Here is a 21,132-nt window from a genome sequence, read left to right on the forward strand (position 1 = left end):
GCTCCAGGAGGTCGAACAGGGATCAATTCTCCACAGCCTGCGCGGTGTGGGCTGCACACCTTCAGCTACGAGGGCAAACCTGGTCCTCGTGATCACGAAGGAGCACACGATGAGTACCACCGTCGACACGGGCCACGAGAGCATGATCCTCACCATCGACGAGGCGGCGGCCTACCTCGCGATCCCGAAGGCGACGCTCTACACATGGCGGACTCGCCGGCCCGGGTTCGGACCACGCGCCGTGAAGATGGGCGGTTGCCTGCGCTACCGCCGCGCGGACCTCGACGCCTGGATCGTCGAGCACCTCGAGCCCGCAGCAGGCGAGTAGAGCCATGGCCAGGCCGCCACTGCCCCTCGGCACCTGGGGAACCATCACTACCGAGAAGATCCGCGACGGAAGCTACCGAGCATTGACCCGGTTCCGTGACACCGACGGCAACACTCGTCGTGTCACTGCGACGGGTCCGAGCAAGGCGGCTGCGGAGCGAGCGCTTCGAGACGTCCTGAGCACGCGCACCGCGCCAGCAGGCGAGCTCATCACTGCAGAGACCCGGCTGATCGAGCTGGCCAACCTGTGGATCTCTGGTCTTGAGGCTGAAGGACGGATCGAGCAGACCACGATCAACGAGTACCGCCGGGTGCTGGACAACCTGGTGCTGCCCAGTGTTGGCGGGCTGAAGCTCCGCGAGGCCACCACGGGGCGCCTGGACCGGCTCCTGCTGCGGTTGCGCGATCAGAGCGTGAACCGGCAACGCAAGGCCAAGGTCGTCCTCGGGGCCATGCTGGACCTCGCGGTCAGACACGACGCCATCCCGACGAACCCTGCCCGCGGGACGACCCGGGTCCACCGTCCCAGGCAGGAGACCAAGGCTCTCCGGGTCGAGGACCTGATCGAAATCCGCGCAGCAGTACGCCGGTGGGTCAACGCGGACCGCCCTGGACCCAGGGCCACCAGTGACATGGCCGACATCATCGACCTGATGCTCGCCACCGGGTGCCGCATCGGCGAGGTCCTGGCCCTGCGCTGGAGCGACCTGGATCTCGATGGGGACCTGCCCGTCCTCACGGTGTCGGGCACGATCAAGACCGAGACCGGGAAGGGCACGTATCGCAAGCCCACACCGAAAACGGACACCAGCCGGCGAACCGTGGTGCTACCCCGGTTCGCGGCCGAGCTGCTACGCGTGCGCCGGGAGTTCGCGACACCCAACGAGAACGACGCCGTCTTCGCGACACGCAACGGCACGTGGCATCAGGTCGTCAACATCGAGCGGCGGTGGCGGCAGATCCGCAAAGACACCGGCTTTGAATGGGTGACCCCGCACACGTTCCGCAAGACGGTGGCGACACTGATCTCCGAGGCAGCGACGTCGGAGCTCGCCTCGCGACAGCTCGGCCACTCCTCGAGCCAGGTCACCCGAGACCACTACATCGCCAAGCCACCGGTCTCAGCCGACCTCTCCGAGGTCCTCGAGCGGCTCGCTGAGAGCGAAGACGCGAGCGCGGATTCGTAGACCGAGAAATCGTTTACGACCAGTAAACGACCATTCTGAGGATCCACGTCAATAACGGAAATCGCCTCTGCCCTGCGTGTCCGCAGGCCAGAGGCGATTTTTCGGTCGGGCTGACAGGATTTGAACCTGCGACCCCTTGACCCCCAGTCAAGTGCGCTACCAAGCTGCGCCACAGCCCGAACGCCGCTCGGTCGGATCGCGACGTCACGGCGCGTGAACACTACAACAGCGCGGCCCCCGGCCCGGAATCGGGGCCGGGGGCCGCGTTGGTGGGTGGATCTACCGTCGTTCCGCCCGCTCCCTCAGCGGATGCGGGCCAGGAAGTCGGCCACCTCCGTGCGCAGCTGCGAGGACAGCTTGGCCAGCTCCAGCGAGGCGGTCGTCATCTGCCCGGCGCCGCTGCTGGTCGCCTGCGTGGCGTCCCCGATGGCGCCGATGTCGTCGGTGACCTGGCCGACCGCGGCGGCGGCCCGGGTGGTGGTCTCGCTGAGCTCGCCGGCCGCCTGCCGCTGCTCGGAGACGGTGCGGGCGATCTCCTCGAGGTTGTCGCCCATCCCCCGCACCGAGCCGGTGATGGTGTCGATGGCCCCGACGACGGCGTCGGTGGCGCCCTGGATCTCCTTGACCTGGGCCTCGATCCGACCGGTGGCCTCCGCGGTCTGGGTGGCCAGCGACTTCACCTCCGAGGCGACGACCGCGAAGCCCTTGCCGGACTCCCCCGCCCGGGCGGCCTCGATGGTGGCGTTGAGGGCGAGCAGCCTGGTCTGGCTGGCCACCTGGTTGATCAGGTTGATCACCTCGCCGATCTCCTGGGAGGCCGCGGCCAGGCCCTGGACGGTCGCGGCGGTGGACTCCGCCTCACCGACCGCAGCCACACCCGCGGCGTTGGACTGCGCGGTCTGCTGCTCGATGGAGGAGATGGTGGCCGCGAGCTCCTCGACCGCGGCAGCGGCGACGGTCACGGCGTTGGAGGCGGTGTGCGAGCTCTCCGCCACCTGACCGGCCCGCACGGCGGTGCCCTCGGCGGTGCTGGCCAGGTTGCTGGACGCCGACTCCATCTCCACGGCGGCGGCGGCGACCTGGTCGGAGAGACCCATCACGGCCTGCTCGAAGGAGTCGGCCATCCGCAGCCGCTCGCTCCGCTCGTGGGCGAGGGTGTCGGCCGTGGCGGCCATCGCGTCGATCGCCTCGTTGATGGTGCTCGCGCCCTGGGCGAAGCTGCCCTTCATGCCGCGACGCAGGAACCGGCGGTAGAAACGCTGCGTGCTGGCGTAGCTCAGCGAGGCCGAGGACTCCCGCACGTAGGCGTCGGTGAGGTCCAGCAGGCCGTTCAGGGCGTCGCGGACCTCGCGGACCTCCGGCTCGTCACCGAGGTGCGGCACGCGCGGCTCGAGGTCACCACCTGCGGCGGCCAGGCACACGTCGCGCACGGCGAGCAGCAGCCGCTCCAGCTGCTGCTCGCGGGCCGAGGGCCTGCCCACCTCGGCGGGGACGGCGGCCAGGGACTCCTCGAGCGCTGCCAGCCCGTCGTCGGTCGCGGGGGCGTCGGTCGCGGGGGCGTCGGTCGGAAGGGCGTCGATGCTCATGCCGCCACCTCCTGGGAGAGCGACCACACGAGCTCGTCGTAGGTCTGGCCGGCGTCGGCGAGCATCTGCTCCAGCAGGGCGGTGCCCGCGGCGAGTGCCTCGGGCGTGGACGGCGCGGAGCGCTCCACGGCCCGGAGCTTGGCGTAGACGTCGGTGATGACGGCGAGGGCGTCCTTGTCCGCCGTACGCCGGTTGGAGTGGTAGCCGACGATCCGGCCGTCCGCGCCGATCGTGGGCGTGACGTGCGCGAGCACCCAGTAGTGCGTGCCGTCGGCGCTGAGGTTCACGACGTAGGCGAAGATCTCCTCGCCGCCGGAGATCCGCTCCCACAGCAGCCGGAACACCGAGCGCGGCATGTCGGGGTGGCGGATGATGTTGTGCGGCTGCCCGATCAGCTCGGCCTCGGTGTAGCCGCTGATCTCGACGAACAGCGGGTTCACGTAGGTCAACCGGCCCTGGGGGTCGGTCTTGGAGACGATGATCTGGTCAGGGCGGAAGGTCTTCTCCCGACCGTTCGGGGTCACTGCGCGAGGCGGCACGTCGGGCTCCTGGTGCGAGGGGGTGTCCCCCGCCCCATCGACCCGCACCCGGCGTACCTGCCCCCTCCCGGGGTCGCCGGGACCTAGGCCCGGCGGCTCGGGACCAAGGTCCCGAGCCTCCACAGGCCCTGCGCAGGAGCCGCCCTCAGCGCTTGCGCTTCTCCCGCGGCCGCTGCTGCAGCACGATCGGCGTCCCGACGAACCCGAACTCCTCGCGCAGCCGGCGCTCGATGAACCGCTCGTAGGAGGCGTCGAGCTTGCCGGAGGTGAAGAGGATGAACGTCGGAGGTGCCGTGGTCGCCTGGGTCCCGAAGAGCACCTTGGGCTGCTTGCCGCTGCGCACCGGGTGCGGGTGCTCGGCGATGAGGCGGCCCAGGAAGGTGTTCAGCGCACCGGTGCCGATCCGGGTCTCCCAGCCCTCCAGGGCCTTGTCCAGCGCGGGCACCAGCCGGTCGATGTGCCACCCGGTCCTGGCCGTGACGTTGATCCGCGGCGCCCACTGCACCTGCACGAGCTCGCGCTCGATCTCGCGCTCGAGGTAGTAGCGGCGCTCCTCGTCGACCAGGTCCCACTTGTTGAAGGCGATCACCAGCGCGCGGCCGGCCTCGCGGACGGTCTGCAGGATCCGGACGTCCTGCTCGGCGATGCTCTGCTGGGCGTCGAGGACCAGCACCGCCACCTCGGCCCGGTCGATGGCCGTGGCGGTGCGCAGCGAGGCGTAGTACTCGTGCCCGCTGGCCTCCTTGACCCGCTTGCGGATGCCCGCGGTGTCGATGAAGCGCCAGGTGCGCCCGCCCAGCTCGACCAGCTCGTCGACCGGGTCGACGGTGGTGCCGGCGACGTTGTCGACCACGACCCTCTCCTCGCCGGCCAGCTTGTTGAGCAGGGAGGACTTGCCGACGTTGGGGCGGCCCACGATCGCGACGCGGCGCGGTCCCCCGACCTCGGGGTCCGACTCGGGAGGCGGCTCGGGCAGGGCCGCGAGGATCGCGTCGAGCATGTCTCCGGACCCGCGTCCGTGCAGCGCCGAGACCGGCCACGGCTCCCCCAGCCCGAGGTTCCACAGCCCGTAGGCCTCGGCCTCGGTCCGCGCGTCGTCGACCTTGTTGGCGGCCAGCACGACCGGCTTGTCAGCCGCGCGCAGGATCTTCACGACCGCCTCGTCGGCGTCGGTGATGCCCACGGTCGCGTCGACCACGAAGAGGACCGCGTCGGCCAGGGAGATCGCGATCTCGGCCTGGGCGGCGATCCGCTGGGCCATGCCCTTGGCGTCCGGGTCCCAGCCGCCGGTGTCGACGACGGTGAAGGCGCGTCCGTTCCAGGTGGCGTCGTAGGGCACCCGGTCGCGGGTCACGCCGGGCACGTCCTCCACGACCGCCTCGCGGCGGCCGATGATCCGGTTGACCAGGGTGGACTTGCCGACGTTGGGGCGGCCGACGATGGCCAGCACCGGCACCCTCGGGGCGCCCTCCGGGGTCGCGTCGAGGGACTGGTCGGGCTGGTCGGTCATGGTGCTCCTGGCTCGTGTCGAGCGGCCTCGTGGCCGTCGGTGTGGGTGGCGCTCCCCGGTGTCGGCGGGAGCAGGGTGGAGGGCGTGGTGGACGGCGCGGTGGACGGGGGTGGCTCGGTGCGCGGCGCCTTCACCCCGGTGGCGGGGTCCGGCTCGAGGTCCCCGAGCGGCAGCGGACCGGGCAGGATGCCGCCGGTCTCCCGGCGCGCGGCGTCGAGCTCCGCGCGCATGTGCTCCCAGAGGGAACGCGAGAGCTCACCCACCTGTTCCCGCGTGCGCGGCCAGGGCTGGTGGGGTACGTCGACGGGGCGGCCCACCACGAGGTGCAGCGTGGCCCCGCGGCGCGGCAGCGAGCCGCTGGAGCCGCCGGGCTCTCGGGTGCCGAACATCGAGACCGGCACGACCGGCGCACCCGCCGCGAGCGCGAAGTAGGCCGCCCCGCGGTGGAAGCGCTCGAGCTCCCCGGAGCCGCGCCGACCTTCGGGGAAGATCCCGACCACGCCGCCGTCGCGCAGCACCCGCAGGCACGAGCGGACCGCGGCGACGTCGGTGCGGAACCGGTCGAGCGGCACCTGGCCCGAGCGGAGGAGGAACCCTCCGAGTCGGCCCTGGAACATCTCGGACTTGGTCAGCGCGTGCACCGGTCGCGGCGCGAAGATCGCCAGCAGCGGCCCGTCGATGACGCCGGCGTGGTTGGCCGCGAGCACCACCGGCCCGGTGGCAGGCACCCGCTCGACGTGGTGGACCACGACCCGGTAGCGGCGTCGGATGATCCAGCGCGCGAGCGGCCGCAGCGGGTGCAGGAGGTAGCGCGGCGGGTGCGGCGTGCGGTCGGTGCGCGGGAGCGCCAGGTGGTCGCTCACGCGTCCACCTCGACCGCCCGGACCAGGGCCACGACCTCCTCGATGACCTCGTCGAGCGTGAGGTGGGTGGTGTCCAGGTGCGCGGCGCCGTCGACCTGCGTGAGCGGGGAGGCGGCGCGACCGGAGTCGATGGCGTCGCGGCTGCGCAGCACGGCCTCGACGGCGGCGGCGTCGCTGCCGCCCTCCTCGGCGGCGCGGCGGGCGGCGCGGGCGGCGGGGTCGGCGGTGAGGAAGACCTTGACCTGCGCCTGCGGCCACACGGTGCTGGCGATGTCGCGCCCCTCCACGACGATCCCCTGAGGTGCTGCGGCGATGGCGGCGCGCTGCAGGGCCACCAGCCGCTCGCGGACCTCGGGCACGGTGGCGACCGGGGAGACCGAGCCGGTCACGGCCTCGCCGCGGATCGGCCCGGCGACGTCGGTGCCGTCGACGTGGATGGTCGGCGCGGCCGGGTCGGTGCCGGAGGTGATGGTCGGCTCGCCGCAGCGGGTGGCGACGGCGGCGGGGTCGTGGACGTCCACACCGTGCTCGAGCATCCACCAGGTCATCGCGCGGTACATCGCGCCGGTGTCGAGGTAGGCCAGGCCCAGCCTCGACGCCACCCCGCGGCAGGTGCTCGACTTGCCGGAGCCGGAGGTGCCGTCGACGGCCACCACGAGGCCTGGTGTCGAGGGGTGCTGCAGGTCGTCCACGGGGCGGCAGCCTACCGGTGAGTCTCCCAACCGCGAGACTCCAGAGAGCCGAGCAGGTGGTCGGCCCGGGTGTCCTCGACCACCAGCTCCACCAGGCCGACGGGTCGACCGGGGTCGTGGTCGATGCGGATGTCCTCGACGTTGACCTCGCAGGCGACGGCGTCGGCCAGCAGCCGGGCCAGCTCGCCGGGGTGGTCGGGCACCGAGACCCACACCGAGCGCATGGGCCGCGCGGGGCCGCCGTGCTTGGCCGGGATCACCCGGGTGCCAGCGACACCGCTGGCGAGCACGTCCTCCAGCGCGGACCGGTCACCGGCTCCGACGGCGGCGATGACCGCGTCCAGCTGGTCGCGCACCTCGCCCAGCAGGTCGAGCACGGCGTCGGCGTTGGCGCCGACGATCTGGCTGTAGAGCCGCGGGTCGCCCGCAGCCACGCGGGTGACGTCGCGCACCCCCTGCCCCGACAGCGCCAGGTGGTTCTCCGGACCGGCGGCCAGCCGCGCAGCCGCGAGCACCGAGAGCAGGTGCGGCACGTGGCTCGTGCGCGCCACCGCCCGGTCGTGCTCCTGCGGGGTCAGCCACACCGGCACCGCACCGCACAGCCGCACCAGGTCCTCCACGACCTCGACGGCCGCGGGGTCGCTCTCGGGGTGCGGGGTGATCGCCCAGGGCCGGCCGTCGAACAGCGAGGCGGACGCCGCCAGCGGCCCGGACCGCTCGCTGCCCGCCATCGGGTGCCCGCCGACGTACGACGCCGCGCCGGCCTGCTCGTGCACCGACTGCCACGGGCCCGTCTTCACGCTGCCGACGTCGGTGACCACGGCACCGGGGTGGGCGGCCAGCGCCGCCCGCACCGCCTCGCCCACGTGGTCGGGCGGCACGGCCACGACGACCAGCTGCGGCCGGTCCCCCGGCTCGAGGGGTCGACCGGCACCCATGCCGGAGGCGGTGCGCACGTGCTCGGAGGAGACGTCGCTGAGCAGGACCTCCAGGCCGGAGCGGCGGCAGGCCAGGCCCACCGAGGTCCCGAGCAGGCCCGCCCCGACGACCAGGACCGGACCGGTCAGCCAGTCACCACGCTCAGGAGCGGGCAGCCCGTCGGGTCGCTCACCGGGCCCCGAGGTCTCAGGCATCGCCGTCGGGCAGCGACCGCACCCGGGTCAGGTCCGAGCGCAGCGCCGCGGCGCCGTGGAGGTAGACGTGGGTGATGTCGGCGCGCGGCCGGTCGGTCTCGACGTGGGCCATCATCCGCACGACGCGAGGCATCGAGCCCTCGATCTCCAGCTCGCGGGCGCACAGCAGCGGCACCTCGCCGAAGCCGAGCCGGCGGGCGGCGTAGGCCGGGAACTCCGAGACCAGGTCGGAGGTGGCGGTGAAGACCACGGAGATGAAGTCGTCGACCTCGAGGCCGTTGGCGGTCATCACGTCGGTGACCATCTCCGCGACCCGCTCGAGCATGTGGTCGCGCACGTCCTCCTCGAGCTGGGTCGCTCCTCGGATCGCCCGGACCGCCACGTGCTGCTCCCTCTGTCCTCGTCGTGCCTGGTGGTGCTCACTGGTGCTGGGTGGTGCTGCGGTTGCGCGGGTCAGGCTACTGACCCCGCTGCTCACATCTGCGCGCTGTCCAGCAGCTGCCCGAGCTCGTCGAGGGTCAGGTCGCGGAGCTCGCCGGCCCCGAGGCGCCCCAGCTCGATCGGGCCGATCCGGGTGCGGGTCAGCCGCAGCACGGGGTGGCCGACGTGGTCGAGCAGGCGCCGCACGATCCGGTTGCGCCCCTCGTGGATCACCAGCTCCACGACCGTGCGGCCGGGGTGGTTGCGCCCGTGCTTGCCCGCGACGACCTTGATGCTGCTGACCTGGACCGGCCCGTCCTCGAGCTCCACGCCCTCGCGCAGCTGCTTGAGGGTGCGCGGGAAGACCTCGCCCTCGACCTCGGCCACGTAGGTCTTGTCGACCTCGTAGGAGGGGTGCGCCATCCGCTGGGCGAAGTCGCCGTCGTTGGTCAGCAGCAGCAGCCCCGAGGTGTCGGTGTCGAGCCGACCCACGTGGAAGAGCCGCTCGGGCCTGTCCGCGACCACGTCGCCCAAACACCGCCGTCCCTCGGGGTCAGACATGGTCGAGACCACGCCGCGGGGCTTGTTGAGCACGAGGTAGACGTGCGCGGAGACCGGCGGCAGCCGGCGCCCCTGGACCCGGATGACGGCGCGCGTCGGGTCGACCTTGGTGCCGAGCCGGGTCACGACCTCGCCGTCGACCTCGACCTCGCCGGCGAGCATCAGCTCCTCGCACTTGCGCCGCGACGCCACGTTCGACATCGCCAGCAGCTTCTGCAGCCGGATCAGCCCGTCCTCGTCGACGGGGACCTGCGAGTCGCTCATGCCTGCTCCTCGCCCACCGGCTCCGACGGTGCGGCGGGCTCCTGGCCGGCGGGGCCCGGGGCGTGCTGGGTCGCCAGCGCACCGAGCTCCTCCTCCATGTCCTCCAGGTCGGGGAGGTACGGCGCCAGCTCGGGCAGCTCGTCGAGGCCGGTGACCCCGATCCGCTCCAGGAAGTAGCTGGTGGTGCGGTAGAGGTGCGCGCCGGTCTCGGGGTCGCTCCCCGCCTCCTCGACCAGCCCGCGGGTGAGCAGGGTGCGCATGACGCCGTCGACGTTGACGCCGCGGATCGCCGAGACGCGGGCCCGCGAGACCGGCTGACGGTAGGCCACCACGGCCAGGGTCTCCAGCGCCGCCTGGGTCAGCCGCGCCTGCTGGCCGTCGAGCACGAACCGCTCCACGACGTGGGCGTAGTCCTCGCGGGTGTAGTAGCGCCAGCCCCCCGCGACGTTGCGCAGCTCGAAGCCGCGGTCGGCCTCGTCGTACTCCTCGGCGAGCAGCTGGAGCGCGGCCACGACGTCCTCGACCGGGTGCCCGACGGCGGTGGCCAGGGTCACCGCGTCCAGCGGCTGGTCGGCGACCATGAGCACCGCCTCCAGCGAGGGGCGCAGCGCCGCCACGGGCACGTCGAGCATCTCCTCCGTCGTCTCGTCGGTGGGGGTGGCCTCACTCATCGGGGTTCTCCTGGGGGTGGTCGGCATCGCGCCGAGCGGGCAGGTCGGTCGGGGCTGCTGCCTGCTCGGCGGCCTCCGGGTCGTCGGTGGGCGCACCGTCGAACTCGTCGGTGACCAGGTCCTCGACGTCGGCGTCCTCCTCGCCGGTCCAGCGCACGGTGAGCTCGCCGAGGGGGGTGACCTGGTCGAAGGCGACGGCCCCCTCGCGGAAGAGCTCGAGGAGGGACAGGAACCGCGCCACCGTGGTCAGGGTGTCCGGGGAGTCGCCGCACAGCGCCCGGAAGGTGAGAGTCCCCGAGCGGCGCAGCCGGTCGACGACGATGCCCGCCTGCTCGCGCACCGACACCGCGGGGGCGTGGATGTGGTGGGTCGGCAGCTCGAGCACCGGCTTGGGCGCCATCGCCTTGGCGGCCAGCGCAGCGAACTGCTCCAGGCCGATGCCGATGAGGACCTCGGGCAGCAGGGTCGCGAAGCGCTCCTCCAGACCGACGGCCCGCGGGTGGCGCCGCGACTCCCCCGCCAGCCGCTGCTCGAGCACCGAGGCGACCTGCTTGAACGCCTTGTACTGCAGCAGCCGGGCGAAGAGCAGGTCGCGGGCCTCGAGCAGGGCGAGGTCCTCCTCGTCCTCCACGTCGCCCTGGGGCAGCAGCCGGGCCGCCTTGAGGTCGAGCAGGGTGGCGGCGACGAGCAGGAAGGAGGTGGTCTCCTCGAGGTCGTCGACCGAGCTGCCGGACCGCCCGAGCGCCTTGACGTGGGCGATGAACTCGTCGGTCACCCGCGAGAGGGAGACCTCGGTGATGTCCAGCTTGTGCTTGGAGATCAGCTGCAGCAGCAGGTCGAAGGGACCCTCGAAGTTGTCCAGGCGCAGCGAGAACCCCGCCGGCGCCTCCGCGACGGCGACGTCGTCGGTGGCGGCCGGGCTCACTCCTGGTCCACGGTCAAGCGGGCCACCAGGTCGCTGGCCCCACCGCGCTCCTCGAAGTCGCCGAGCACCAGCCCGAGCGCCTCGCGCACCAGCCGGCCCCGGTCGATGGCCAGGCCGTGCTCGCTGCGCAGCCGCAGCCGCGCCTGCTCGATGGCGAGCAGCTCGGCGCTGGTGACGTAGACGGTCATCTTCTCGTCGTGCCGCACCCGCCCACTGGGCTTCCTCGGACCGGCGGTCTCCGCCGGGCCCGGGGCCGGGGTCTGCGCCGCACCGGTGGGCTCGGCGGCGACGGCAGGCGGGGTCGGCTGCTCGGCGGTGGGCCGGAACAGGTCGTCGGCGGCGGGCATGCTCACCCGTCGAGGCACCGGGCGAGCACCTCCTTCGCGAGCTGGCGGTAGGAGTCGGCGCCGGCCGAGGACGAGGCGTAGGTCGTGATGGGCTCGCCGGCCACCGTGGAGTCGGAGAACTTCACCGTGCGGCGGATGACGGTGTGGAAGACCTTGTCCCCCCATGCCTGGACCAGCCGTTCCATGACCTCGCGCGAGTGCAGGGTGCGACCGTCGAACATCGTGCCCAGGACGCCGTCGATCTCCAGCTTGGGGTTCAGCCGCTCGCGCACCTTGTCGATGGTGGTCTTGAGCAGGGCCACACCGCGCAGCGCGAAGTACTCGCACTCCAGCGGCACGATCACCCCGTCGGCGGCGGTCAGCGCGTTGACCGTGAGCAGGCCCAGGGAGGGCTGGCAGTCGATGAGGATGACGTCGTAGTCGGCGATCGCCGGCGCGAGCACCCGCTGCAGGGTCTGCTCGCGGGCCACCTCGTGGACCAGCTGCACCTCGGCGGCCGAGAGGTCGATGTTGGAGGGCAGCAGGTCCATGCCCGGCACGCCGGTAGGCACCACGACCTCCTCGAGCGCGACGTCGCGCTCCATGAGCAGGTTGTAGACCGTCAGCTCCATCTCGTGCGGGTTCAGGCCCAGGCCCACCGACAGCGAGCCCTGCGGGTCGAAGTCGACGAGCAGCACCTTGCGGCCGAGCTCGGCCAGCGCGGCCCCCAGGTTGATGGTCGTCGTCGTCTTGCCGACGCCGCCCTTCTGGTTGCACATCGCCACCACCCGCGCCGGCCCGTGCGAGGTCAGCGGCGTCGGCTCCGGGAGCACCGGCATCGGGCGGCCGGTCGGACCCATGGTCGGCTTCTCGTCGGGACGGTCGAAGGGCAGCGGGTCGGTCACAGGGGCCATCCCACCATCGGTCACGACGCTCTCCTCATCCGGCCCCCATGTCGACAAAGCGCCTGGCGCCGCGCGGGGACGACCCGCGCACTCTAGGTGCCGGGTGGAGGCCGCTACAACCCGTTGCGGCGAGCCTCGTCGATGCTCGTGGGAGCGACCTCCAGCAGCCCGGCCAGCTCCGGGTGCTGCTCGATGTGCCGAGCCACGAACCAGCACTGCGGCACCACCTGCCGCCCGCCCTCGGCCCGCACGTGCTCCAGCGCGGCGCCGACGACCTGCGCGGCCACCCCGCGCCCGCCGTACGCCGGGTGCGTGACCGTGTGCGGGAAGACGACCCGCGGCGGGTCCTCGAGCAGCACGTAGTCGGCGTACCCGGCCTCCTCGCCGTCGACGTACGCCGCCCAGCGCGACCGCTCGGGCTCGTGCCGGACCTCCACGGAGGGCTGCTCGCTCATGCGCGCCACCCTAGATCGCTCAGGCGGTGATGCCGACCGACCCGCGCGTGGTCGGCGCAACGCCCTGGAGCCGGTCGCGCAGCGCGAGCAGCTCGCCGACGACCGTGAGGAAACGGGTCGTGGACTCCCCCACCGCGACGTCGTCGAAGTAGTGGTGGCGCATGGCGACCCGGGCCAGGTGGTGCTCGTCGTGGTCGAGGCGCGCGGCCAGCAGGTCGGCGAGCCCGTGGACGTCCGCGGGCTCGACGACGTCGGCGCACCGGCTGACCGGCACCTCCTCGCGCAGCCGCTCGGGGTCGGCGTGCTTGTCGGTGAGCAGCAGCGGCTTCTCGTTGCGCAGGTAGAGCCAGTCCAGGCCGACCGAGGACACGTCGGTGACCAGCGCGTCGCAGTCGGGCATGACCGCGAGGATGTCGGCGCTGGTCAGCGCCAGGTGACCGGCCTCGGGATCGGTCAGTGCCGCGGCGGTCACGAGCGCGGTGATGGCCCGGTGACCCTCACGGACGTCGGGCCGGGTGCTGGTGACGACCTTCGGGTGCGGCTTGTAGACCACCCGCACGTCCGGCACCGACAGCGCGGCCTCCGCGATGGCCGGCCCCATGACGTCGACGGAGGTGTAGTCGTTGTAGTCGGCGTCGCCCTCCCAGGTGGGGGCGTACAGGACCGTCCGCCGGGTCGAGGGGGCCAGCACCCGCTCGCGCGGCACGTCCAGCTGGGGGCGCCCCACCCGCACCAGCCGGGAGGCGTCGAGCTCCATCAGCGCGGCCAGGTGCCGCTGCACCGCCGCCTCGCCGGCGACCAGGACCCGGTCGTAGGCCTTGGCGTTGTTGCTGGCCATCGACTGTTTGTCGCTCTCGCCGTGGTTGACGTGGACGTGCAGCATCCGGGGGTCCAGCAGCGACTGGAAGTTGAGCATCGAGTTGTTGCAGTAGAGCGCGACCCCGGCGTCGAGGCGCTCGTAGAGCGCGCGCAGCTCCTGGAACTCGGGCGCCAGCAGCACACGGAGGTGGGTGCGCTCCTCGAGCAGGCCGGCGACGGCGGGATCCCGCACGACCAGGCCGACCGGGTGCACCTCGTCGAGGACCTCCAGCACCGGCAGCCACTGCACGAGCTGGTAGACCCGCGTCGGGTCGTCGCCGAAGTAGGCGATGACGGAGATCCTCGGGATCTCGGGCATGGCGGCTACCTCTGTCACCACGGGATCGTACGTCGTCGGGCGCCCCTGCTCACAGTCGCCGCAGCGATCGCCGCGGGCGCCCGGCACACCGCCTCGGACGCACCTCAACGCTGGCACAACGCACCCGCCGGACCCCGTGACCGGCGCGACCTCCTGTGGTACCCATCACACATGACGCACGCGGTCCGCGAGCAGGCGGCCGACCACAGCGCACCCCTCGTGCTGGTGGTCGACGACGACGCCGCGATCCGCACCGTCGTGCGCTGGCAGCTCGACGACGCCGGCTTCCGCGTGGTCGAGGCCGAGGACGGGCCGGCCTCGCTGCGGAGGATCGCCGACGACCGCCCTGCGCTGGTCGTCCTGGATCTCTCGCTGCCCGGCGTCGGCGGGCTCGACGTGCTGCGCTCGGTCCGGCAGGGGCATGCCGGTCGCGCGGACCTGCCGATCATCGTGCTGTCGGGCCGCAGCGGCGAGACCGACCGGATCGTCGGCCTGGACCTGGGTGCGGACGACTACCTCGTCAAGCCGTTCTCCCCCGGAGAGCTGGCAGCGCGGGTCCGTTCGGTGCTGCGCCGGACCTCCCCCGAGCTCTCCGGCGAGGTGGTCCGGGTCGGGGAGCTGCGGATCGAGCCCGGCACGCGTCGGGTGCTTCTCGGCGAGACCGACATCGACCTCACTCCCAAGGAGTTCGACCTGCTGGCCTTCCTCGCGGCGCACCCGCGGCACGTGTTCTCCCGCGGCCAGCTGCTCGAGCGGGTCTGGAACTCCTCCTCGGACTGGCTCGGCGAGGCCACCGTGACCGAGCACGTGCACCGGCTGCGCTGCAAGATCGAGCAGGACCCCGCGCACCCTCGCCTCCTGCGCACCGTCCGCGGCGTCGGCTACCAGCTCGTGGAGGGCACGTGACCACGCTGGGTCCCCACCCCGCACACGGACCGGTGCCGGGGACCATGGACGAGGGCGACTGGCTCGACGCCCCGGTCCTGCTGGACCGGCAGACCGCGGTGCTGGAGCTGATCGCCCAGGCCGCTCCGCTGTCCGACGTCCTGACCGAGATCCTGCGCTCGCTGGAGGGCCTGATGCCGGGCGCCAGCTGCTCGGTGCTCCTGCTGGACCGCCCGACCGGCCGGCTGCACCACGGTGCCGCGCCGAGCCTCCCGTCGTCGTACGTCGCCGCCATCGACGGCCTGCCGGTCGCCGACGGGGTCGGCTCGTGCGGCACGGCGGCGGCTCTCAACCGCCCGGTGCTGGTCCCCGACGTCCGCCTCGACCCGCGCTGGGCCGACTTCCGCGATGCCGCCGCCGCCGCCGGCCAGCAAGCCTGCTGGTCCACCCCCATCGCGGGTCGTGACCACCGGCCCGTCGGGACCTTCGCCGTCTACCACCGCACTCCCCACACCCCCACGCCGCGCGAGCAACGGCTCGTCGACCGCTTCACCCACCTCGCCGCCGTGGCGATCGGGCACGCCGAGCTGGTGGCCGACCGCCGGGCGCGCCTGGAGGCGGAGACCGCCCGGCGCACCGCCGAGGAGCTCTCGCGCGCCAAGTCGCAGCTGCTGGCCGCGGTCGGCCACGAGGCACGCACGCCGATCCAGGCCATCGTGGGCTTCGCCGAGCTGCTGGGCACCATCGACCTCGACGAGGCCCGCCGGCGCGAGGCGCTCGCCCACATCGGGGCCGCGGCGGGGCACGTGATGGATCTGCTCACCGACGTCCTCGACGTCAGCCGTCTCGAGGCCGGCGCGCTGCCGCTGCAGGTCGCGGCCGTCCCGGTCGCCGAGGTCGTCGAGGAGGTGCTGGGCCTGCTCTCGGCCAAGGCCGCGGCACGGTCGACCATCCTCGACCAGGAGCTCCCACAGGACGGGCCGACGACGGTGCTGGCCGACCGTCGCCGGCTGCGGCAGGTGCTGCTCAACCTCGTCGAGAACGGGGTGCGCCATGGGCGCGCCGGCGGCGCCGTGACAGTGGCCGCGACCCGCGACGCGGGTCAGGTCGTCCTGACCGTCCGCGACGACGGACCCGGCATCGCACCGGACCTCCTCGACCGGCTTTTCACCCCCTTCGCCCCCGGTGGCACGCAGCCCCTTGTCGGCGGCGACAGCGTCGGTCTCGGCCTGGCCCTCTCAGCCGGCCTCGTCCACGCGATGGGCGGTGAGCTCGTCGTGGGCCGGACCGGCCCCGGCGGCACCGAGATGCGGGTCCGCCTGCCCGGCCCCTGACCCCACCGCCACGCACCGCCCCACCCCGCCCAGCCCTCCGCCCGTCGACAAAAGAAGGACCACCGTGACCGCCAGCCTGCTCGCCTGCTACCACCACCCGGAGGACACCGAGGCCTTCGACCGGCACTACGCCGACGTCCACGCTCCGCTGGGCCTTGCCCTCCCGGGGCTGGTGTCCTTCACCGGGACCCACCCGGGCCCCGGGCCGGACGGAGCCCGCCCGGCCTACTACTTCGTCGCCCACCTCACCTTCACTGACGCCGAGGCGATGGGGGCCGCGCTGTCCGGCCCGGAGGGGGCGGCCGCCGTCGCCGACCTGGCGAACTTCGCCGGAGCCGGCGTCGACCTCCTCACCGGACCGACCACCCGCTTCGCATGAGCGGTCCGCCCCTGACCGCGGTCCTGCCGGTCAAGGAGCTGGCGCACGCCAAGTCGCGCCTGGCGCTGCCGGACCCGGACCGCCGCCACCTCGCGCTGGGGTTCGCCCGCGACACCCTGTGCGCCGTGCTCACGGCCGGACGCGTGGACGCGGCGGTCGTCGTGACCTCCGACGAGGAGGTGGCCGAGGACCTGCGTGCCACCGCCCCCGACCGGGTCCGGGTGGTCCCGGACGGCGGCACAGGCCTCGGTGGTGCCGTGCGCCGAGGGGTGCTCGCCGCCCACGCGGACCGCCCCGGGACGGCCGTCTGCGTCGTCCCGGCCGACCTGCCCTGCCTGCGGCCCGGTGACGTCGACCGGGTCCTCACCTCCTCCGGTGACCGCGGGGCGTTCGTCCCGGACCTGTCCCGCACGGGGACGACGCTGCTGGTGCTGCCGCCCGAGCACGCGGTGACGGTGCGCTACGGCCCCGGATCGGCCGGCAAGCACGCGGCGGCGGGCCTGGTGCCCCTGTCGGACGTGCCGCGCCGGGCGCGGCAGGACGTGGACACCCTCGCCGACCTGCTGCTGGCCATCCGGCTCGGCACGGGCCCGGCCACGGCGACCGCCTGCGAAAGACTGGGGCTGGACCGCTACGGCCGGCGCGAGGCCGGCTGAGCCGCCGGTCCGGCGGCCAGGCCCCCGGGGGCCGACGAGGAGGACTCAGTCCTCGCTGGCCGCCCAGCCGGTGATCCTGGTGATGCGGCAGACCAGGACGCGGTGGAAGGGCCGGTCGGCGTACTGCGGCACGGTGGCGGCGAGCCGCACGGAGAGCTCTTCCACCAGCGCCTCCGCGGGGTCCGGGACGTGCTCGGTGTCGGCGCGGACCCACCACAGCCGCGACCAGTCCTCGTGGTCCCAGTGGTCGACGAGCAGCGCCCCGCGCGGGTCGGCGTCGAGGTTGTCCTCGCGCTGCAGGCGGGAGGACTTCTTGGGCTTCACCTTGTCGATGGGCACGCCGATGTGACCGTCCTGGCTGATCGCGTAGACCACCGGCTGGGGGTCGGGCCCACGGTCGGGGTGCAGCGTGCAGAAGATCCCGTGCACGTGGCCCTCGAGCCGCGCCCTGGCCTGGTCGGCGTCCAGTCTCATGGCCCCACGCTAGGTCGCGGCGGCGCCGGCTTCCATCAAGGCTTCCTCAACGCCCGCGGCGGGCGCTTGACCTGCGCACACGACGGCGCGACGTTGACGGGATGAACCTCGCCTCGTGGGTGCAGCGCAACGGACGGCGACTGCGGGGGCGACCCGCCCTCGCCGTGGGCACGCAGGTGCGGGCCACCTGGGAGGCCTTCGCCACCGAGGTCGCCGCCGTGGGCGGCGCCCTCGCCGACGCAGGGGCCGACGGGTACGGCCTGGCTCCCGGCGACCGGGTCGCGATCCTCATGGCCAACTGCCCGGAGTACCTCGTGGCACAGCTCGGCGCCTGGCACGCCGGCCTGGTCGCCGTACCCGTCAACGCACGGCTGCACCCCGAGGAGGTGGCGTACATCCTCGTCGACAGCGGCACGTCCCTGGTGGTCACCGACGAGGCGCACCGCGCCGACGTGGCGGACCTGACCGAGCGGCTCCCCGGGCTCCGGGTGCTCCTCGCCCCCGGTGCCGACTGGGACGCCGCGGTCGGCCACGCCCCCGCTGTGCTGGTCGACCGCTCACCCGACGACGGCGCCTGGCTCTTCTACACCTCCGGCACGACCGGGCGGCCCAAGGGCGCCCTGCTCACGCACGGCAACCTGCTGATGGCCTCGCTGAGCTACTACGCCGACATCGACAAGGTCGAGGCCGAGGACAGCGTCCTGCACGCCGCGCCGCTCTCCCACGGCTCGGGGCTCTACGGACTGCCGCACCTGGCGCGCGGCGCCGTGAGCGTCTTCCCGACCTCCGGTGCGCTCGAGGGCACCGAGCTGCTCGAGCTGCTGGATCGCTGGCCCGGCATGTCGTTCTTCGCGGCACCGATCATGATCCGTCGCCTCGCCACCGACCCCGCCCTCACCGCCGTCGGGCCCGCCGGCCTGGGTGGGCTCAAGACGGTCATCTACGGCGGGGCGCCGATGTACCTCGCCGACCTGGAGGTCGCGCTGGCGACGCTCGGTCCACGGCTGGCGCAGATCTACGGCCAGGGCGAGACCCCCATGACGATCACCGGGCTCTCCAAGGCCGACCACGCTGACACCGACCACCCGCGCTGGCGCGAGCGGATGCAGGGCGTCGGCTTCCCCCGCACCGACGTCGAGGTCCGGGTGGTCGACGAGCAGGACCGCGAGGTCGCACCGGGCGAGGTCGGGGAGGTGGTGGTCCGCGGCCGCGTCGTCATGGCCGGCTACTGGCAGCAGCCCGAGGCCACGGCAGAGACCCTGCGCGGGGGCTGGCTGCACACCGGCGACGTGGGCAGCATGGACGAGGACGGCTTCCTGACCCTGCGGGACCGCTCCAAGGACCTCATCATCAGCGGCGGCATGAACATCTACCCCCGCGAGGTCGAGGAGGCGTTGCTGACGCACCCCGACGTGGCCGCCGTCGCGGTCGTGGGGCGGCCGGACCCGGAGTGGGGTGAGTCGGTGGTGGCCTTCGTGGTCCCCGCCGAGGGGTCCTCCCCGACGTACGACGCGCTGGAGCGCGCCTGCACCGAGCGGATCGCGCGGTTCAAGCGGCCCAAGGAGTACCACCTGGTCGACGCGCTGCCGACCAACAACTACGGCAAGGTCCTCAAGCGGGAGCTCCGCGAGCGCCTGGGCACGGACTCACTGCCGCCGGCGTTGACCAAGCGTTGAGCAGACCTTGAGCGGGGATCCCTTGTCGCCCGCCCGCCGCCGGGTGTTGCGTGGGTCACACGCGGTGCCGGGCCGGAGATCCCCGGGTCGCGGACGTCGAAGCCCCGAGGAGGCCCCATGAAGCTCGCGTTGTACCTGCCCACGTTCCGCAACCACGTCACGGTGCAGGAGCTCGCCGACCTGACCGACCTCGCCGAGGAGCTCGACTTCGACTCGGTCTGGACCCTGGACCGGATCATCGTCCCGGAGGCCTCGGACCGCGGCGAGATGAAGTACCCGTTCGGGATGATGGAGCAGTTCCCGCTGCAGATGCCGGTGATGAGCACGGGCAAGTGGTTCCAGGGCTGGCCGATCCTGCCCTGGCTGGCCGCACGCACCGAGAAGGTGCGGATCGGCATGAGCATCACCGACACGCCCTACCGCGCCCCGGCGGTCTTCGCTGCTGAGTGCTCCACCATCGACCACCTCTCGAACGGTCGGCTCAACGTCGGTGTCGGCGCCGGCTGGATGCCCGAGGAGTTCGACGCCGCCAGCGCCACCCACCTCTTCCCCCGCCGCCACGCGCACGTGCGCGAGACGATCGAGATCTGCCAGGGCATCTGGAGCAACGAGACCTTCGAGTACCACGGCGAGTTCGCCGACTTCGGACCCTCCGGCTTCGGTCACCAGCCGGTGCAGAAGCCCGGCCCCCCGATCTGGTTCTCCGGCCTCAAGGACCCCAAGCGCTCGGCCAACCGGGTCGCGAAGTACGGCCTCAAGGGCTGGATCGGCATCCAGGACACCCCGCGCGAGCTCACCGAGTGGCGCAACGCGATCGCCGAGGAGCTGGACAAGCTGGGCAAGTCCATCGACGACCTCGAGATGAGCTCGATGATCTGGTTCACGATCACCGACGAGCCCACCGACCAGACCGACAACCGCAAGGTGTCCAACATCCTCGTCGGGACTGCGGACCAGATCACCGAGATGCTGATCCGCTACAAGGAGGCCGGCCTCACCATGCCGCTGCTGTGGCCGCCCTTCGCCGACGTGCCGGTGTCCAAGACGCTGGAGGACCTGCGCCAGCTGCACGAGGAGATCATGCCGAAGGTGCACGCGGCCTGACCCCGTCTCCAGCGGCTCCACCGACGTCGGCCGGCCTGCGGGCGGCCGGCGTCGGTGCGTCCGGTGTCGGCGCGTCGGGGGTCAGCCGAGCGCGTGCGGTGCCAGCGCCTCGAGCACCTGCAGGGCGTGCTCCTCGGCGACGTCCGGCTCGATGTCCGGTGACCCGACGCGCGGGGAAAAGTTGAGGTCGACGAAGACCTCGGTCACCCCGCGTCGGCGCATCGCCACGAGGTCGTCGCGGACCTGGTCCACGCTGCCCTGCAGCGGCTCTCGCCGGCCCACCGGCCGCTCGTGCAGGTCGACGATCGCCCGCACCACGACCCGCACCGTCCCCGGGTCGCGCCCGGCCTCCTCGGCGCCGGCGCGCACCAGGCGGATCGACTCCCCGATCCGCTCCAGGTCCTGGCGGCTGCTGGCGATCCACCCGTCGGCGACGCGGCCGGCGCGGCGCAGCGCTGCCGGTGCGGCGCCGCCGAGCAGCAGCGGCGGACGCGGCCGCTGCACCGGCGCCGGGCCGGGGTGCGAGCGGGGCACGTCGTAGAACTCGCCGCGGTGCTCCACGGGGTCCTCGGTCCACAGCGCCTCGAGCACTCGGAGGTACTCCTCGAACCGCGCGCCGCGGCGCTCCTGCGGGACCCCGGCGGCGACGTACTCGTGGGGGAGCCAGCCGATGCCGAGCCCGACGTCGAGCCGCCCACCGGTGAGGTGGTCGGCCGTGGTCAGCGCGGTCGCGAGCACCACGGGCGGGGTGAAGAGCGCGCAGATGGTCGCGGTGCCGAGCCGGATCCGGGAGGTGTGGCCGGCGACGTACGCGAGCGGCAGGAGGGGGTCGTGGACCGAGCGGTACGACGGGTCGTCGGCCGAGCGGACCGCCGGGTTGTTCCGCTCGTCCCACGCTGGGTCGATCGTGCCCTCGGCAGGCACGAGCAGGCGCTGGAAGGTCCACAGCGCGTGGTAGTCCAGCTCCTCGGCGCGCTGCGCCACCCGCAGCATCGTCGGGGGGCGGGCCCAGCTCCCCGACACCGGCAGCCCGAAGCCCAGGAGGGGCAGTGCGTCGTCCACCCGTGGAGCCTGCCAGCGCGG

The 21,132-nt window shown here is 73.0% G+C and carries 24 protein-coding genes and 1 tRNA gene; 8 read left to right on the forward strand and 17 right to left on the reverse strand.

All coding sequences use genetic code 11. The features are described 5' to 3' along the window. Positions 1 to 109: 109 nt before the first annotated feature. Both Q1V71_RS08295 and Q1V71_RS08300 read left to right on the forward strand, forming a co-directional pair. On the forward strand, positions 110 to 328 hold the full coding sequence (locus Q1V71_RS08295) for a helix-turn-helix domain-containing protein (RefSeq protein ID WP_211731719.1): 219 nt from the start codon (positions 110 to 112) through the stop codon (positions 326 to 328). Between the two features lie 4 nt (positions 329 to 332). After that, positions 333 to 1,514 (forward strand): site-specific integrase, encoded by a 1,182-nt coding sequence (locus Q1V71_RS08300; protein WP_211731718.1) that lies wholly within the window; start codon positions 333 to 335, stop codon positions 1,512 to 1,514. Positions 1,515 to 1,619: 105 nt separating this feature from the next. On the opposite strand, the gene Q1V71_RS08305 is transcribed toward Q1V71_RS08300, so the two are convergent. The 15 genes from Q1V71_RS08305 to Q1V71_RS08375 form a co-directional block, all read right to left on the reverse strand. Then, positions 1,620 to 1,693 (reverse strand) — tRNA-Pro (locus tag Q1V71_RS08305). 123 nt (positions 1,694 to 1,816) lie between these two features. After that, on the reverse strand, positions 1,817 to 3,100 hold the full coding sequence (locus tag Q1V71_RS08310) for a methyl-accepting chemotaxis protein (protein ID WP_300642799.1): 1,284 nt from the start codon (positions 3,098 to 3,100) through the stop codon (positions 1,817 to 1,819). Then, positions 3,097 to 3,639: a PAS domain S-box protein gene (locus Q1V71_RS08315; RefSeq protein WP_300642801.1), complete on the reverse strand. Its 543-nt coding sequence runs from the start codon at positions 3,637 to 3,639 to the stop codon at positions 3,097 to 3,099. Before Q1V71_RS08315 ends, Q1V71_RS08310 begins: the two co-directional genes overlap by 4 nt. A gap of 145 nt (positions 3,640 to 3,784) precedes the next feature. Continuing rightward, positions 3,785 to 5,149: a ribosome biogenesis GTPase Der gene (gene der, locus Q1V71_RS08320; protein WP_300642803.1), complete on the reverse strand. Its 1,365-nt coding sequence runs from the start codon at positions 5,147 to 5,149 to the stop codon at positions 3,785 to 3,787. Beyond that, positions 5,146 to 6,012, reverse strand: a complete 867-nt coding sequence (locus tag Q1V71_RS08325) for a 1-acyl-sn-glycerol-3-phosphate acyltransferase (protein ID WP_300642805.1) — start codon at positions 6,010 to 6,012, stop codon at positions 5,146 to 5,148. Before Q1V71_RS08325 ends, der begins: the two co-directional genes overlap by 4 nt. Further along, positions 6,009 to 6,704, reverse strand: a complete 696-nt coding sequence (gene cmk / locus Q1V71_RS08330; protein ID WP_300642807.1) for a (d)CMP kinase — start codon at positions 6,702 to 6,704, stop codon at positions 6,009 to 6,011. The genes Q1V71_RS08325 and cmk overlap by 4 nt, the downstream gene beginning before the upstream one ends. Before the next feature lie 11 nt (positions 6,705 to 6,715). Beyond that, entirely contained in the window at positions 6,716 to 7,837 is a 1,122-nt protein-coding gene (locus Q1V71_RS08335) for a prephenate dehydrogenase (RefSeq protein WP_300642809.1), read from the reverse strand. Then, entirely contained in the window at positions 7,830 to 8,219 is a 390-nt protein-coding gene (gene aroH / locus Q1V71_RS08340; protein ID WP_300642811.1) for a chorismate mutase, read from the reverse strand. Before aroH ends, Q1V71_RS08335 begins: the two co-directional genes overlap by 8 nt. Before the next feature lie 92 nt (positions 8,220 to 8,311). After that, entirely contained in the window at positions 8,312 to 9,082 is a 771-nt protein-coding gene (locus Q1V71_RS08345; protein ID WP_300642813.1) for a pseudouridine synthase, read from the reverse strand. Next, positions 9,079 to 9,753: an SMC-Scp complex subunit ScpB gene (scpB, locus tag Q1V71_RS08350; RefSeq protein ID WP_300642814.1), complete on the reverse strand. Its 675-nt coding sequence runs from the start codon at positions 9,751 to 9,753 to the stop codon at positions 9,079 to 9,081. The genes Q1V71_RS08345 and scpB overlap by 4 nt, the downstream gene beginning before the upstream one ends. Continuing rightward, positions 9,746 to 10,678 carry a ScpA family protein gene (locus Q1V71_RS08355; RefSeq protein ID WP_300642816.1) on the reverse strand — a complete coding sequence of 311 codons (933 nt, stop codon included), beginning with the start codon at positions 10,676 to 10,678 and terminating at the stop codon, positions 9,746 to 9,748. The genes scpB and Q1V71_RS08355 overlap by 8 nt, the downstream gene beginning before the upstream one ends. Continuing rightward, complete coding sequence (locus Q1V71_RS08360; RefSeq protein ID WP_300642859.1) at positions 10,675 to 11,025, reverse strand: hypothetical protein; 351 nt, start codon at positions 11,023 to 11,025, stop codon at positions 10,675 to 10,677. Before Q1V71_RS08360 ends, Q1V71_RS08355 begins: the two co-directional genes overlap by 4 nt. A gap of 2 nt (positions 11,026 to 11,027) precedes the next feature. After that, entirely contained in the window at positions 11,028 to 11,918 is an 891-nt protein-coding gene (locus Q1V71_RS08365; protein ID WP_300642860.1) for a ParA family protein, read from the reverse strand. 104 nt (positions 11,919 to 12,022) lie between these two features. After that, on the reverse strand, positions 12,023 to 12,364 hold the full coding sequence (locus tag Q1V71_RS08370) for a GNAT family N-acetyltransferase (RefSeq protein WP_300642818.1): 342 nt from the start codon (positions 12,362 to 12,364) through the stop codon (positions 12,023 to 12,025). 19 nt (positions 12,365 to 12,383) lie between these two features. Further along, the gene (locus Q1V71_RS08375; protein ID WP_300642819.1) at positions 12,384 to 13,559 is read right to left on the reverse strand and encodes a CDP-glycerol glycerophosphotransferase family protein; all 1,176 of its coding nucleotides are present in this window, start codon (positions 13,557 to 13,559) and stop codon (positions 12,384 to 12,386) included. A 153-nt stretch (positions 13,560 to 13,712) separates the two neighbouring features. Here Q1V71_RS08375 and Q1V71_RS08380 point away from each other — a divergent pair, with 153 nt between their 5' ends. From Q1V71_RS08380 to cofC, 4 genes are all read left to right on the forward strand, one after another. Continuing rightward, a complete protein-coding gene (locus Q1V71_RS08380; protein ID WP_300642821.1) occupies positions 13,713 to 14,447 on the forward strand; it encodes a response regulator in 735 nt (244 codons plus the stop codon). Then, the gene (locus Q1V71_RS08385) at positions 14,444 to 15,760 is read left to right on the forward strand and encodes a GAF domain-containing sensor histidine kinase (protein WP_300642823.1); all 1,317 of its coding nucleotides are present in this window, start codon (positions 14,444 to 14,446) and stop codon (positions 15,758 to 15,760) included. Before Q1V71_RS08380 ends, Q1V71_RS08385 begins: the two co-directional genes overlap by 4 nt. Positions 15,761 to 15,824: 64 nt before the next feature. Next, positions 15,825 to 16,139: an EthD family reductase gene (locus tag Q1V71_RS08390; RefSeq protein ID WP_300642825.1), complete on the forward strand. Its 315-nt coding sequence runs from the start codon at positions 15,825 to 15,827 to the stop codon at positions 16,137 to 16,139. Continuing rightward, positions 16,136 to 16,795: a 2-phospho-L-lactate guanylyltransferase gene (gene cofC, locus Q1V71_RS08395; protein WP_300642827.1), complete on the forward strand. Its 660-nt coding sequence runs from the start codon at positions 16,136 to 16,138 to the stop codon at positions 16,793 to 16,795. The genes Q1V71_RS08390 and cofC overlap by 4 nt, the downstream gene beginning before the upstream one ends. 45 nt (positions 16,796 to 16,840) lie before the next feature. Here the strand turns inward: cofC and Q1V71_RS08400 are convergent, their stop codons facing one another. Further along, complete coding sequence (locus Q1V71_RS08400; RefSeq protein ID WP_300642829.1) at positions 16,841 to 17,269, reverse strand: pyridoxamine 5'-phosphate oxidase family protein; 429 nt, start codon at positions 17,267 to 17,269, stop codon at positions 16,841 to 16,843. A gap of 101 nt (positions 17,270 to 17,370) precedes the next feature. Between Q1V71_RS08400 and Q1V71_RS08405 the strand changes: the two genes are divergently transcribed. Beyond that, positions 17,371 to 18,945: an AMP-binding protein gene (locus tag Q1V71_RS08405; RefSeq protein WP_300642831.1), complete on the forward strand. Its 1,575-nt coding sequence runs from the start codon at positions 17,371 to 17,373 to the stop codon at positions 18,943 to 18,945. Positions 18,946 to 19,062: 117 nt separating this feature from the next. Continuing rightward, positions 19,063 to 20,049: an LLM class flavin-dependent oxidoreductase gene (locus Q1V71_RS08410; protein WP_300642832.1), complete on the forward strand. Its 987-nt coding sequence runs from the start codon at positions 19,063 to 19,065 to the stop codon at positions 20,047 to 20,049. An 81-nt stretch (positions 20,050 to 20,130) separates the two neighbouring features. Here Q1V71_RS08410 and Q1V71_RS08415 read toward each other — a convergent pair whose 3' ends face one another. After that, positions 20,131 to 21,111 (reverse strand): TIGR03619 family F420-dependent LLM class oxidoreductase, encoded by a 981-nt coding sequence (locus Q1V71_RS08415; protein WP_300642834.1) that lies wholly within the window; start codon positions 21,109 to 21,111, stop codon positions 20,131 to 20,133. Between the last annotated feature and the right edge of the window lie 21 nt (positions 21,112 to 21,132).

Origin of the sequence: Nocardioides sp. (genome assembly GCF_030149505.1) — a bacterium.
In the GTDB taxonomy this organism is placed as follows: domain Bacteria; phylum Actinomycetota; class Actinomycetes; order Propionibacteriales; family Nocardioidaceae; genus Nocardioides.